The sequence below is a fragment of the Streptomyces sp. NPDC005281 genome, assembly GCF_040607495.1.
In the GTDB taxonomy this organism is placed as follows: domain Bacteria; phylum Actinomycetota; class Actinomycetes; order Streptomycetales; family Streptomycetaceae; genus Streptomyces.
In genome coordinates this window covers 196,578-210,000 of record NZ_JBEXGX010000004.1, presented here as the reverse complement: position 1 = coordinate 210,000, position 13,423 = coordinate 196,578, and the positions used below count along the sequence as shown (strand labels likewise).

Genomic DNA, 13,423 nt, shown 5'->3' with positions numbered 1-13,423 from the left:
GACCCCCGCGTCCGTGCGGCACCGCGCGACGGAAGGTTTTCGGGGCCCGCGCGTCCCGCCGCGTCGGACGCCCGATCTCAATTCCGTTGCCCCCGGGCCACGGCTCAGTCCCCCGTGAAGCGGTCCAGCAGGGCGTCCAGGCCGGTGTCCAGGCCGTCCGGGCCGCCGCGCACGGCGAGGGTCACGGCGATCTCGCGGAGCCGGGGCAGTTCCTGGGGCGGCATCCGGTGCAGCCCCAGACGGAAGGCGGGGTCCTCCTCCTCGGGGTTGTCCACCATGGCGCGCAGTTCGACGGAGATGTAGCCGAGCACCCAGCCGGTGAAGGCGCGGAAGACCGCCGCGGTGCGGTCCTGGCCGAGGCCCGCGTCCCGGAGCAGTGCGAGCACACGCTCCTGCTCCTTGAGCACGGCGAGCGGTCTCCTGGCCAGCGGGACGGCGAGCATGCGGGTGGAGAGCAGCGGCACGGCGTGGGGATGGGCGAGGCATACCTCGTACATGGACCGGGCGATCCGGTGCAGTTCGTCGCGCCACGCGGCGCCGTCCGGCGCGGCGGAGCCCTCCGGCACGGAACCGGTGGACAGACGCTCCTCCAGTTCGAGGTAGAGGGCCTCGACGAGTCCGTCCAGCAGGGCGTCCTTGCCCTGCGCGTACCGGTACAGAGCCATGGCCTCCACGCCGAGCCGGCCGCCGAGCCGGCGCATGCTCAGCGCGGCGAGGCCTTCTTCGTCGACCAGGTCCAGGGCGGCGGTGAGCACGCGTTCGCGGCTCAGCCGGCCGTAGTGGCCCCGGTCGCTGGCCCGCCGTGCCGGTCCGGCGGGCTTGCCGTCCTTGTCCCGCGCCCGTCCTCTGGCCATGCCCTGCCTCCGTACGGCCCGCCCGAAATCACTCCTGATCCCGACTCTATGCACGTGTGGGGCGAGGTGTAGGCATATGCGCAAATCAACACCATTCGGCGCATGTGGCGCACGGAAGTGCCGTCGGCGGTGAGCCCACCCCGGTGTCCGGTCCCGGCTGTCACGGCCCTGTCGGAGTGCCTGGTCGCGGCGGGTCCACCGGAGTCCGTCCGGCCCTGGATTGACCTGGGCCGAGCCAAGGGTGAAGATATACGTATACAGCGTAAATATACGAGTTTGCCCGCACCCGGTGGTGATCGTCGATGCTGTACGGGAGGACCCTCGCTCCGAGCTCGGGGCGACCGGGCGACGCGGCCGGAAGCCGGACCGCGCTCCCGCTGCCGGTGGCGCCCGCCGAGGGCGCGGACCCGGCCGCCACGAGGTGCGGCACGGCAACCGGCGGGTCCACGCCGCCTTCGCCTCCGAGGCCGTGCGACGGGCCGTCGACCCCGCGGCCGAGGCCTGTTCGGCCTCTCCGCCGCCGAACGCATCCCAGCAGGAGTGCGCGGTCCTGACGCCTCGCCCGCCGGACGGACAACAGACACCAGACCCTCGGCCATGAGCCGGCCACGCCCCGACCACGGAGATCGACATGCGCCTGACAGTCATCGGCACCGGATACGTCGGGGCGGTCCACGCCGCCTGCATGGCGGAAATCGGGCACGAGGTGCTCGGCGTCGACGTCGACGAGGACAGGATCGCCGCCCTGACCGCGGGCACGCCGCCGTTCTTCGAACCCGGCCTGTCGGACACACTCATGAGGGCCGTCGACAGCGGCCGGCTGCGCTTCACCACCTCACCGGCGAAGGCCGCGGCCTTCGCCGACACCCACTTCATCTGCGTCGGCACACCACAGCGCCCCGACACCGGCGCCGCGGACCTGCGCCACGTCGAGGCGGCAGTCGACGGACTGGCACCCCGGCTGCGCGACAGCGGTCACGAACGGGCCCTGGTGGTCGGCAAGTCCACCGTCCCGGTCGGCACGGCGGCCCGTCTGGCCGAGCGGCTGCGCGCCACCGCTCCACGGGCGGAAGTGGCCTGGAACCCGGAGTTCCTGCGCGAGGGCTGCGCCGTCCAGGACACCCTGCGGCCCGAGCGCATCGTGGCCGGCACCACCAGCGCGTGGGCCGAGACGCGGCTCAGAGAGCTCTACGCGCCGCTCCTGGACGCCGGCGCCCCGTTCATCGCCACCGACCCGGCCACCGCCGAACTGGTCAAGGTCGCCTCCAACTCCTTCCTCGCCACCAAGATCTCCTTCATCAACGCCATGGCCGAGATCTGCGAGGCCACCGGCGCCGACGTGCTCACTCTGGCCGAGGCGATGGGCCGGGACTCGCGCATCGGCCCCCGATTCCTCAGCCCCGGACTCGGCTTCGGCGGCAGCTGTCTGCCCAAGGACATCCGGGCCTTCGCCGCTCGCGCCGAGGAACTCGGACTGGCCGGCTCCGTCGCGTTCCTGCGCCAGGTCGACGAGATCAACACCCGGCAGCGACTGCGTACCGTCGACCTCGCCGAGAGTCTGGTGGGAGGCTCCTTCGCCGACCGCAGCGTCGCGGTGCTGGGCGCCGCCTTCAAGCCGGGCAGCGACGACGTACGGGACTCGCCCGCACTCGTGGTGGCCGACGAGGTCCGCCGCAGGGGAGCCCAGGTCCGCGTGCACGACCCCGAGGCCATCGACAACGCCCGGGCCGATCACCCCGAGCTCCAGTTCGTCCTGGACGTGGCCAAGGCCTGCGAGCGGGCGGATGTCGTCCTGCACCTGACCGAATGGCCCCAGTACCGGGACCTGGACCCGGCCGTGCTCGCGACCGTGGTGCGTTCCCCGGTCCTGGTGGACGCGCGGAACACCCTGGACCCGGCCCGGTGGCGCTCGGCCGGATGGGCACTGCACGCGCTGGGCCGTCCGGGGCCGAACTGAGCCGGGGGAGGAGAAGTCCATGCGTGTCGTCGTCTCCGGCGGAAGCGGCTTCCTGGGTTCGCACCTGTGCGAGGCCCTGCTGAACCGAGGTGACAGCGTCTGCTGCCTGGACAACCTCTCCTCGGGCAGACCGGCCAACATCGCCCCGCTCCGGCACGATCCCCGGTTCGCCTTCGAGGCGTGGGACGTCACCGAGAGGTTCAGCGTCGCCGGCGACGTGGACGCCGTGGTCCACCTGGCGAGCCCCGCGTCGCCCGTCGACTACCAGCGCTTCCCGCTGGAGACACTGGCCGCCGGCAGCAGGGGGACGGAGAACATGCTGCGCCTCGCCGACCGTCACTCGGCCCGGTTCGTGCTCGCGTCCACCAGCGAGGTCTACGGCGATCCCAAGGTGCACCCGCAGGACGAGGAGTACTGGGGACACGTCAACCCCGTCGGACCCCGCAGCGTCTACGACGAGGCCAAACGCTACGCCGAGGCCGTCTCCATGGCGTACCGGCGGACCCGGGCGGTCGACGTGGGCATCGTCCGCATCTTCAACACCTACGGCCCCCGCATGCGTTCGTACGACGGCCGGGTGGTCTCCAGCTTCATCCGGCAGGCGCTCTGCGGTGAGCCACTGACCCTCTTCGGGGACGGCAGCCAGACACGGAGCTTCTGCTACGTCGACGACATGGTCCGGGGCCTGATCGCCATGATCGACTCCCACCGGCCGGGCCCGTTCAACCTCGGGAATCCCAGCGAGCGGACCGTGCGGGAACTCGCGGAGCTCGTCGTCATGATCACCGGGTCGCGCAGCGGACTGCGTTTCCTTCCCCTGCCCGCGGACGACCCGGTCCGCCGGCGGCCCGTCGTCTCCCGAGCGCGAGAAGCACTCGGGTGGCACCCGCGGGTGTCCCTGGAGGAGGGGCTGCGGCACACCGTCGACTGGTTCGCGGCGCAGACGCGGACACCCGCGCGGTCATCCGGTCAGTCCCCGGTGGGGCGCCCGTCATGAAAGACGCCGGCGATCGCCGTAGGGGGCGGATCCGGACATGACCTCGACCCGGGCGTGCCGGGCCGGGAGGTCGTCGCCCGGCCGGGAACCGAGTGCCCGTCGCCCACGCGGGCGGCCGCGGGCGGCTCGGTGTCGGAGCGCCGCCGTCCGCGACCCGGCAGACGGGACCTCAAAGCTCCTGGTCAGGATGCGAATTCCAGTACCGCCGCCGTATCCTGAAAAGGCGGCAGAGAACACGGCGGCGTGGTTTCGATCATGAACGCACCCATCGAGGACTACGCCCTCATCAGCGATCTGGAAACCGCTGCCATGGTCGGCAGGGACGGTTCCGTCGACTGGCTGTGTCTTCCCCGGTTCGACTCGCCGGCCTGTCTGGCCGCGATGCTGGGGACACCGGACAACGGCTTCTGGCGCGTCGCGCCGGTCTCCCGGGCGGAGCACCCGCACTGCACGAGCCGGGCGTACCGGCCGGACACCCTCGTCCTGGAGTCCCGATGGGAGACGGCCACGGGCGCCGCGCGGGTCATCGACCTCATGCCGCCGCGCAGTCAACTGCCGTGCATCGTCAGGGTGGTGGAGGGCCTGTGGGGATCCGTGCCGATGCGCAGCGAACTGCGGCTGCGCTTCCACCAGGGCAGGGTGCTGCCATGGATCCAGGCCGGTGAGGCCTGCACGGTCGCCGTCGCGGGGCCGGACGCCGTCTGGCTGAACACCGAGGGCCTGGAGGCGGAACCCGGCGAAGGCGACTCCATCGTCCACGACTTCACCGTGCGGGCCGGACGCAGGACGACCCTGACGTTCGTGTGGGCGCCCTCGTACCGGACCGAACCGCCCGCCCCGCTGTCCGTCCCGGCGGAGACGGTGCTGAAGGAGACCGGTGACTTCTGGCGGCGCTGGGCGGCCCAGTGCCGGTACGACGGGCCCTGGCGTGACGCCGTGGTGCGGTCCCTCATCACGCTCAAGGCGCTCACCTACGCGCCCACCGGCGGCATCGTCGCCGCCCCGACCACCTCGCTGCCCGGCTCCATCGGCGGCGAACGCAACTGGGACCAGCGCTACTGCTGGCTGCGTGATTCCGCGCTGACGCTGTCCTGTCTCCTGCGCTGCGGCTACCGCGACGAGGCGACGGCCTGGCTCGGCTGGCTGGTACGGGCCATCGCGGGGGAACCCGCCGATCTCCAGACCGTGTACGGCGTCGCCGGACAGCGGCTGCTCCCGGAGACGGAGGCGCCGTGGCTGCCCGGATACGAGGGTTCGCGGCCGGTGCGCTTCGGGAACTCCGCGGTGAGCCAGTTCCAGCTCGACGTGTACGGCGAGGTGCTCGACGCGCTCCTGCTGTCGCTGCGGGCGGGCATCCCCATGCCGGGCCATGTGTGGAGGCTGGTGGAGGGCATGATGGGCCACCTGCGCCGCCACTGGCGCGAGCCGGACCAGGGCCTGTGGCAAGTACGCGGGCCCGCACGGCAGTTCGTCCACTCCAAGGTCATGACCTGGGTGGCGGCGGACCGGGCTCTGCGCATGGGCGAGCTGCTCGGCAGGAACGGCTCCTCGGACGGGTGGCGGGCCCTGCGGGACGAGGTCCACCGGCAGGTGTGCCGGGAGGGATGGGACGCGGGGCGGGGATCGTTCGTCCAGTCCTACGGCTCGCGGGCGCTGGACGCCTCGGCGCTGCTGATTCCCCGGCTGGGTTTCCTGCCCGCCGGGGACGAGAGGGTGGGCGGCACCGTGCGCGCGATCCGGGAGCTGACCCACGGCGGGTTCGTGCGGCGCTACGAGCCGAACGGCCACGGCGTGCACGGCGTGGACGGGATGCCCGGCAGCGAGGGCGCGTTCGTGGCGTGCTCCCTCTGGTACGCAGACGCCCTCGCCACGACCGGACGCCGGGAGGAGGCGACGGAGGTGTTCGAGAGGGTGCTGGGGATCCGCAACGACCTCGGTCTGCTCTCGGAGCAGTGGGATCCTGACGCCGGTCGCCAACTCGGCAACGCGCCGCAGGCGTTCAGCCACCTCGCGCTGGTGGAGACCGCGTTCCTGCTGTCGGAGTCGGAGTCGGAGTCGGAGTCGGCGTCTCTGGCGTAGGCCTCGGCGGTTGTGCCGGAAGCCCGGCTGCTGCCGGGCTTCCGGTCAGTCCTCGGGGGAGGTGCGCCGGGCGGATCCGGCGTAGCCCTGCGGGTTGAGCTGCTGGAACCGCCACGCGTCCCGGCACATGTCGGCGAGGCTCCGCGAGGGGTGCCAGCCCCAGGCGTGCGCGACGGCCGAGGCGTCCGCCACGAGTTCGGCGACATCTCCGGGACGGCGCGGCACCATCTCGTACGGGACGGGGCTGCCGCACGCCGCGGAGAAGGCCGCGACCACGTCGAGGACCGAACTCCCCTTGCCCAGGCCGAGGTTGTACACGTGCATGCCCGTTCCGTCCGCGAGGTGGTCGAGCGCGACGCGATGGGCCTCGACGGTGTCCATGACGTGCAGATAGTCGCGGATCGCGGTCCCGTCCGCCGTCGGGTAGTCGTCGCCGAAGACGCGCAGGCGTTCCCTTCGGCCGATGGCCACCTGGGCCAGGTTCGGCAGCAGGTTCTCCGGGGAACCGCCGGGGTCCTCGCCGAGGAGCCCGCTGGGATGAGCACCCGCCGGGTTGAAGTACCGCAGGCACAGCACGGTGTACTCGGGGTGACGCCGGCAGACGTCGGCGAGGATCTGCTCGCAGATCAGCTTGGAGGCGGCGTACGGATTCGTGGGCCGGGCCGGGGTGGACTCGTCGAGCGGTCCGTGCCCGGCCTCGCCGTAGACGGAGCAGGACGAGGAGAAGACGAGCTGGTGCACCCCGTGCTCGTGCATGGTGTTCAGCAGCGCGGTCGTTCCGCCGACGTTGGTGTCGTAGTACTCGATGGGCTTCCGTGTCGACGTGCCCACGGCCTTGTGCGCGGCGAAGTGCACGACGGCGTCAACGGGGTGACGGTCGAAGACGGCCGACAGCGCGCGGCGGTCACGGATGTCCAGTTCATAGAGGGTGCCGAGGAAACGGCCGGCGATGCGTTCCACCCGGGCGAAGACCTGTGGGCTGCTGTTGGAGTAGTCGTCGACCACGATCAACTCGTAGCCGTGGTCGAGCAGTTCGACACAGGCGTGACTACCGATGAATCCTGCGCCGCCCGTGACGAGAATGGTCGAGGGGGCACTCATGGGCCCGGCTCCTTCGTGTGCGCGGGCGGAGGTCGGGAGGAGAGCGCCGCACCGGCACGTCGTGCCAGGTGCCGGTGCCCGGGGAGGGGCGGACGGCCCGTGCGTCCGGGACCTGCCCCGGGAGATTCCGCACGATTCGGCCTGCTGGGCGCCATGGCGCGACGCTTCTGAGTGAAACCAGCGGATTGACTGCGTATGTTTACGATGTATATGTGCAACTCTGCCCCCGTCTGTCCCGCGCGTCAAGCGGCGGCGGCCCACCGAGGGGTGACCGGCGCGGCACCCCCTGGTGAGGGTGTCGTCAGGCCGCCAGTTCCCGGGCACGCCGGGCCGCCTCGCGCACCGGGGCGCGGTGGACGGGGCCGTGTCCCGGCAGCAGCACGTCGGCGGCGAGCGCCTCGATGAGTTCGAGCGAGGCGAGAGCGGCGGAGCGCTCGGTGTCGAACATCTTCGGCAGCAACTGGGGACCCTGTATCCGTGACGTGGGGTGACCGCTCACCAGGGCGTCGCCCGAGATGACCACCCCTGCGTCCGGCAGGTGGTAGACGCAGTGGCCAGGCGTGTGTCCGGGCGTGTGCACCGGGACGGGCCGGCCGGGCAGGTCGAGCGCGCCCGCGTGCGGGAAGGCCTCGGGCTTCGTCATGGTCACGTCCGCCGTGCCGCCGGAGCGGATGGCGTGCACCGCCCAGGGCAGCACGCCGGGGCGCCATGCCTGCCGCACTATCTGTCCGATGCTCACCTGATGGAGGAACTCGCGGCGCGCGTGCGGCACCTCCTTCTCGTGCAGCTGGACCGGCGTCCCGTAGGTGTGGTTCAGGAACTCGGCGGAGCCGAGGTGGTCGCTGTGCGCGTGGGTGATGAGCACGGCGGTCACGGCCTCGGGCGCGTGGCCGAGGGTCTTCAGCGACGCCAGCAGTTGCTCGCGGTCACCGGGGTATCCGGTGTCGATCAGGGTGACGGAGTCGCCCTCGGACAGCACCACCCAGTTCGTGTTGCTGCCGTGCACCAGATGAACTCCGGCGGCTGCCTCGACGATCGCTTCTTCGCGCATGACCATCCTGACGTTGGATAACTGCGAGTGCCCAGCGGGCCCTGACAGGGCGAAACGTATCGCGAGCGCGATTTGATCTGTGTTTCGCCGCGGCTTCCCGTCCCGGGGGTCCGCGCCGGCGCGGTTGCTTCTGCGGCGTGCGAACGGGCCAGATTTTGGTCCTGGTGCCCGAGTGTCGGGGGAGTGCGGGATGAGAACCAACTTCCCTTTGTGGCAGGGGACTTGACGCGTGGCGGTCAAGACGCTGCCATATGGCGAGCCGCGTTTGCTTTTGTTCGACTCTGCGAACAAACCCCTCAAGGGAGAGCCGCATGTCCCCCCTTTCGAACATGCTCCGTCCGGTGCGCCTCCTCAGACGCATCGGTGTCCATGCCGCCGTCCTGCTGCTCGCCGTCGCCGCGCTCACCGGCCTCGGCCGCCCGGCCGTGCCGCTGCGGGCCGCGCCGGCCGCCGTCGCCACCAGCCAGGCCGCCGTCACCCCGGCCCCGATGGGCTGGGCGTCCTGGAACAGCTTCGCGAGTGCCGTCGACTACGCGACCGTCAAGGCCCAGGCCGACGCGCTCGTCTCCTCCGGCATGGCCGCCGCCGGATACACGTACGTCGACATCGACGAGGGCTGGTGGCAGGGCGCCCGCGACAGCGGCGGCAACATCAGCGTCGACAGCGCCCGGTGGCCGGGCGGCATGAAGGCCATCGCCGACTACATCCACGGCAAGGGCCTGAAGGCCGGCATCTACACCGACGCCGGGAAGAACGGCTGCGGCTACTACTACCCGACGCCCTCCACGACCCCGGCCACCCCCGGCACCGGCCTGGAGGGCCACAACCAGCAGGACCTCCAGACCTTCCAGAACTGGGGCTTCGACTTCGTCAAGGTCGACTGGTGCGGCGGCGACGCCGAGGGTCTCGACCAGGAGACGACGTACAAGGCGATCCGCGACGCGAACACCGCCGCCACCGCCGTCACCGGGCACCCGCTCGTCCTGTCCCTGTGCGAATGGGGTACCGGCAACCCCTGGAACTGGGCCGCCGGAACCGGTGACCTGTGGCGCACCAGCACCGACATCGTCTACTGGCCCGACAACCCCTCGATGACGAGCGTCCTCGCGAACTTCGACAAGTCGCTGCACCCGGCCGCCCAGCACACCGGCTTCTACAACGACCCCGACATGATGACCGTCGGCATGACGGGTCTGAGCGCCGCCCAGAACCGCACCCACATGGGGCTGTGGGCCATCTCCGGCGCACCGCTGCTCGCGGGCAACAACCTCGCCACCATGAGCTCGTCGACCGCGTCGATCCTCACCGACTCCGAGGCCATCGCCGTCGACCAGGATCCGCGCGGGCTCCAGGGCGTCAAGGTCGCCGAGGACACGACGGGCCTTCAGGTCTACAGCAAGGTCCTCGCCGGCACCGGCAGACGCGCGGTCCTGCTGCTGAACCGCACGTCCGCCGCCGCCGACATCACCGCCCGCTGGGCGGACATGGGCCTGACCACGGCGGCGGCCTCGGTCCGCAACGTGTGGTCGGCCACCAACGCCGGTTCCTACGGGACGAGTTACACCACCAATGTGCCCGCGGGCGAGGCCGTCCTGCTCACCGTCGGCGGCACCGAGGGCCCGGGGACGACGTACCAGGACACCACCGCGGCGACGACCCCGACCTTCACAGGCGTCGGCGCGGCCGCCGCGGGCACGGAACTCGTCGACGTCAGCTACGCCAACGGCGGTTCCACGGCCCGCCGGGCGACCCTGAAGGTCAACGGCCAGTACGCGCAGACCCTCGCCTTCCCGCCCACCGGGTCGTCGACCACGTATCGCACCGTCTCCGTCCTCGCCTCCCTGGCCAAGGGCTCCAACACGCTGGCCTTCGCGGCCTCGGGCACCGCCCCCGACGTCGACGCCGTCACGGTCCGCGCCCTGCCCGGGACCAACGGCACCGCGATCGTCGGCACCGGCTCCGGACGCTGCCTGGACTTCTTCAGGAGCGCCATCGCCGACAACACCCAGGCCGAGCTGTGGGACTGCGGCGGAGGCCAGAACCAGACGTTCACCGCCACCACGCGGAGCGAACTCGTCGTGTACGGCAACAAGTGCCTGGACGCCTACAACAGTGGCACCGCGAACGGCACCCGGGTCGTCCTGTGGGACTGCAACGGCGGCACCAACCAGAAGTGGACCGTCAACTCCAACGGCACCGTCACCAACAAGGTCTCCGGCCTGTGCCTCGACGCGTCGGGCAACGGTACGGCGAACGGGACGGCGATCGTCCTGTGGTCGTGCAACGGCGGAACGAACCAGCAGTGGAGCCGCAACTGAGCGAACCAGGCCCCGGCGCAGCCAGGTTGACGCCGACGGGCCAGTGAGCGGGGCGGGAAAACCCGGTGCGCGGCCCGCGCCCGGTTCCCTACACTCGCCACGGAATCACACACCACCGCACCGGTGCCGTGTGTGCCGTGACGAACGAGGGGAGCCGGGCCGTGCGCTACCGCACCGCTGTCGTCGTCCCCCCGTCACAGTACGAGGTGATCCTGGTGTCCTCGTGGACCCGGTACCGGCTGCGCGGCCGGAACCGGACGCCCGCGACGACCCTCTGACCTCAGCCGCTACGGCGGCGACCGTATGCCCGGTCGCCGTACGCCGTGTCCGCCGCAGGTCCGCCACCGCCTGATCCCAGGTGTGTCGTCCGGGAATCGCGCCGACCCGTCTCCGGATCGTCCGAAAGGCCCTCGGCCGTGCGTACCGAACTGCACCGTCACCTCACCCGCTCTGTCACCAGCCCCCTCGCCGCCGTCCGCAACCTGGGCATCCTCGCCCACGTGGACGCCGGGAAGACCACCGTGACCGAACGGATCCTCTATCTCACCGGCACCATCCACAAACGGGGCGAGGTCCATGACGGCACCACCGTCACCGACTTCGACCCGCAGGAGCGCGACCGCGGCATCACCATCTTCGCCGCGGCCGTCACCTGCGCCTGGGACGGGCACCGGATCAACCTGCTCGACACCCCGGGCCACGTCGACTTCTCCGACGAGGTGGAGCGCTCGCTCCGCGTCCTCGACGGCGCCGTCGCGGTGTTCGACGCCGTGGCGGGCGTCGAGCCGCAGAGCGAGTCGGTGTGGCGGCGGGCCGACCGGCACTGCGTCCCCCGGATCGCCTTCGTGAACAAGCTGGACCGCGCCGGCGCCGACCTGGACACCGCCGTCGACTCGATCCGCGAACGGCTCCATCCGGGGCCGCTGGTCGTCCAGTTGCCGATCGGAACGGAGGACGCGTTCACCGGCGTGGTCGATCTGCTGCGCATGCGTGCCCTCGTATGGGCCGACGGTGCCGAGTCCGCCGAGGAGATCCCGGTGCCGCAGGACCTGCTGGAGGAGGCCAGGCACCGGCGCCGGCTCCTGGAGGAGGCGGTGGCGGAACTCCATCCGGCGGCCCTGGAGGAGTTCTGCGCCCGCTCCACGCTCTCGGCGCGGTCCCTCTCGGCGGCCCTCCGCGACCTGACCCGCACCGGTGAGGGCGTGGTGGTGCTGTGCGGCTCGGCCTACCGCAACCGCGGTGTCGAACCGCTGCTGGACGCGATGGTGGCCTACCTGCCCTCGCCGCTCGACGTGCCCGCCGTCCGCGGCACGCACGACGGCGCGGAGCAGGAGCGGGCCGCGGACCCCGAAGCGCCGTTCGCGGGGCTGGTGTTCAAGGTGAACGCGACCGCGACCGGACGGATGACGTATCTGCGTGTCTACGCGGGCACGGTGGAGAAGGGGCAGGTGGTGGTGGACGTGGGCACGGGACGCACCGAGCGGATCGCGCGCATCCTGCGCGTCCGCGCCGACCGCCATGCCGAGCTGGAGCGTGCCGTGGCCGGTGACATCGTCGCCGTGATCGGGCCGAAGTCCGCCCGGGCCGGGGCGACGCTGTGCGCACCCGGGGCGCCTCTGCTCCTCGAACCGCCGGTCGTCGCCGACCCGGTGGTGTCCGTGGCGGTCGAGGCGCGCAGCAGCACCGACACCGACCGGCTGGTGTCGGCGCTGGCACGGCTGGCCGAGGAGGACCCCTCGCTGACCGTCCGCACCGACCCCGAGACCGGGCAGACGGTGCTGTCGGGCATGGGAGAACTGCATCTGGAGGTGGCGGTGGAGAAGATCCGGCGCGCCCACGGGCTCGACGTCGCCGTCGGGCGGCCGAGGGTGTCCTACCGTGAGACGGTGGCCCGCGGGGTGTCGGGACTCGTGTACCGGCACGTCAAACAGGACGGCGGAGCGGGGCAGTTCGCGCATGTCGTCCTCGACGTGGAGCCGCTGGGGACGGACCCCGGTGGTGCCGGGGGAGCCGTGACGGGCTTCGAGTTCCGCTCGTCCGTCGTGGGTGGCCGGGTTCCGCAGGAGTACGTCCGTGCCGTGGAGGCCGGCTGCCGGGACGCGCTCGCCGAGGGTCCCCTCGGCGGTCACCCGGTGACCGGGCTGCGGGTCACCCTGACCGACGGGGCGACCCACGCGAAGGACTCCTCGGAGATGGCGTTCCGCGCGGCCGGCCGGTTCGGGCTGCGGGAGGCGCTGCGCGCCAGTGCCATGGTTGTGCTGGAACCGGTGGCCGAGGTCACCGTCACCGTGCCCGAGGCGGCCGTGGGCGGGGTGCTCGGCGACCTCGCGGCCCGGCGTGGCCGGGTCTCGGGCTCGCTCGGCCGGGTGGGCACATCGGTGATCACCGCCACCGTGCCGCTGGCCGAACTCTTCGGCTACGCGACCCGGTTGCGCAGCCGGACCCAGGGCCGGGGCGTGTTCACCACCCGCCCCGCCGGTCTCGCGCCGGCCCCCGCCCAGGGGGCGCCCGCCCGGTAATCCCGCCCGGTCCCGCGCCTGACGACGGCCCCGCCCCGACGGGGGCGGGGCCGTCCGGGCCCGTGCCGCGCGGGGCGGAACACCTTCGCCCCGGCACCGGTCACTCAGCCCATCCGGTCGTCGTCCGAAAGATGCTCGACGGTCTTCCCGGTCTCGGTGAAGGTGCGGGTCACATGGCCCGAGGAGTAGACCCACAGGATGCGCAGCGGGCCGTCGCCGACGTTCCTGAAAAGGTGCGGGACGGGGGAGGGGACGTACGTGGTGTCGAAGCGCGTCAGCTTCGTCACCACGCCGTCGACGACCACCTCCGCCTCGCCCTCGAGGATCGTCACGTGCTCGTCGCAGTTGTGCGAGTGCAAAGGCGCTCCGGAGCCGGCCGGGTACACGCTCATCCCGCTGGTGATCCGGTTCTCCCCGCCCGCCGAGCGTGTGGTGATGAGCGGCGTCGTCACGACGGCGCCGCCCCGGCTCAGCAGGGGCACGGACGCGGCTTCGATGATCGTGGTCATCCAGGGTTCCTCTCCCGTCGACGGTGTTGCGTCGACGG

The 13,423-nt window shown here is 71.7% G+C and carries 10 protein-coding genes; 6 read left to right on the top strand and 4 right to left on the bottom strand.

Annotated features, from left to right (window positions below; all coding sequences use genetic code 11):
- Nucleotides 1-104: 104 nt before the first annotated feature.
- Complete coding sequence (locus ABZV42_RS08060; protein WP_356051211.1) at nt 105-854, bottom strand: TetR/AcrR family transcriptional regulator C-terminal domain-containing protein; 750 nt, start codon at nt 852-854, stop codon at nt 105-107.
- 631 nt (nt 855-1,485) lie between these two features.
- On the opposite strand from ABZV42_RS08060, the gene ABZV42_RS08055 reads away from it, so the two are divergent.
- From ABZV42_RS08055 to ABZV42_RS08045, 3 genes are all read left to right on the top strand, one after another.
- Nucleotides 1,486-2,811: a UDP-glucose/GDP-mannose dehydrogenase family protein gene (locus ABZV42_RS08055; RefSeq protein ID WP_356051209.1), complete on the top strand. Its 1,326-nt coding sequence runs from the start codon at nt 1,486-1,488 to the stop codon at nt 2,809-2,811.
- Between the two features lie 19 nt (nt 2,812-2,830).
- Complete coding sequence (locus tag ABZV42_RS08050) at nt 2,831-3,808, top strand: UDP-glucuronic acid decarboxylase family protein (RefSeq protein ID WP_355980298.1); 978 nt, start codon at nt 2,831-2,833, stop codon at nt 3,806-3,808.
- A 255-nt stretch (nt 3,809-4,063) separates the two neighbouring features.
- Nucleotides 4,064-5,887 carry a glycoside hydrolase family 15 protein gene (locus ABZV42_RS08045; RefSeq protein ID WP_356051207.1) on the top strand — a complete coding sequence of 608 codons (1,824 nt, stop codon included), beginning with the start codon at nt 4,064-4,066 and terminating at the stop codon, nt 5,885-5,887.
- Nucleotides 5,888-5,932: 45 nt separating this feature from the next.
- Here the strand turns inward: ABZV42_RS08045 and galE are convergent, their stop codons facing one another.
- Nucleotides 5,933-6,988: a UDP-glucose 4-epimerase GalE gene (gene galE, locus ABZV42_RS08040; RefSeq protein WP_355980294.1), complete on the bottom strand. Its 1,056-nt coding sequence runs from the start codon at nt 6,986-6,988 to the stop codon at nt 5,933-5,935.
- 301 nt (nt 6,989-7,289) lie between these two features.
- A complete protein-coding gene (locus ABZV42_RS08035) occupies nt 7,290-8,039 on the bottom strand; it encodes an MBL fold metallo-hydrolase (RefSeq protein WP_355980291.1) in 750 nt (249 codons plus the stop codon).
- Between the two features lie 311 nt (nt 8,040-8,350).
- Between ABZV42_RS08035 and ABZV42_RS08030 the strand changes: the two genes are divergently transcribed.
- The 3 genes from ABZV42_RS08030 to fusA all read left to right on the top strand — a co-directional run bounded on the left by ABZV42_RS08030 (nt 8,351) and on the right by fusA (nt 12,876).
- Nucleotides 8,351-10,357, top strand: coding sequence for an RICIN domain-containing protein (locus ABZV42_RS08030; RefSeq protein ID WP_355980289.1), 2,007 nt, complete (start codon nt 8,351-8,353; stop codon nt 10,355-10,357).
- A gap of 137 nt (nt 10,358-10,494) precedes the next feature.
- Nucleotides 10,495-10,635, top strand: a complete 141-nt coding sequence (locus ABZV42_RS08025) for a hypothetical protein (protein ID WP_355980286.1) — start codon at nt 10,495-10,497, stop codon at nt 10,633-10,635.
- Between the two features lie 138 nt (nt 10,636-10,773).
- A complete protein-coding gene (gene fusA / locus ABZV42_RS08020; protein ID WP_356051205.1) occupies nt 10,774-12,876 on the top strand; it encodes an elongation factor G in 2,103 nt (700 codons plus the stop codon).
- Between the two features lie 104 nt (nt 12,877-12,980).
- Here fusA and ABZV42_RS08015 read toward each other — a convergent pair whose 3' ends face one another.
- Nucleotides 12,981-13,385, bottom strand: a complete 405-nt coding sequence (locus tag ABZV42_RS08015; RefSeq protein ID WP_355980280.1) for a cupin domain-containing protein — start codon at nt 13,383-13,385, stop codon at nt 12,981-12,983.
- Between the last annotated feature and the right edge of the window lie 38 nt (nt 13,386-13,423).

Coding starts and splice junctions, on each gene's coding strand:
- ABZV42_RS08055 (WP_356051209.1), top strand. CDS start 1,486: ATGCGCCTGACAGTCATCGGCACCGGATACGTCGGGGCGGTCCACGCC.
- ABZV42_RS08050 (WP_355980298.1), top strand. CDS start 2,831: ATGCGTGTCGTCGTCTCCGGCGGAAGCGGCTTCCTGGGTTCGCACCTG.
- ABZV42_RS08045 (WP_356051207.1), top strand. CDS start 4,064: ATGAACGCACCCATCGAGGACTACGCCCTCATCAGCGATCTGGAAACC.
- ABZV42_RS08030 (WP_355980289.1), top strand. CDS start 8,351: ATGTCCCCCCTTTCGAACATGCTCCGTCCGGTGCGCCTCCTCAGACGC.
- ABZV42_RS08060 (WP_356051211.1), bottom strand. CDS start 854: ATGGCCAGAGGACGGGCGCGGGACAAGGACGGCAAGCCCGCCGGACCG.
- ABZV42_RS08015 (WP_355980280.1), bottom strand. CDS start 13,385: ATGACCACGATCATCGAAGCCGCGTCCGTGCCCCTGCTGAGCCGGGGC.
- ABZV42_RS08035 (WP_355980291.1), bottom strand. CDS start 8,039: ATGCGCGAAGAAGCGATCGTCGAGGCAGCCGCCGGAGTTCATCTGGTG.
- galE (WP_355980294.1), bottom strand. CDS start 6,988: ATGAGTGCCCCCTCGACCATTCTCGTCACGGGCGGCGCAGGATTCATC.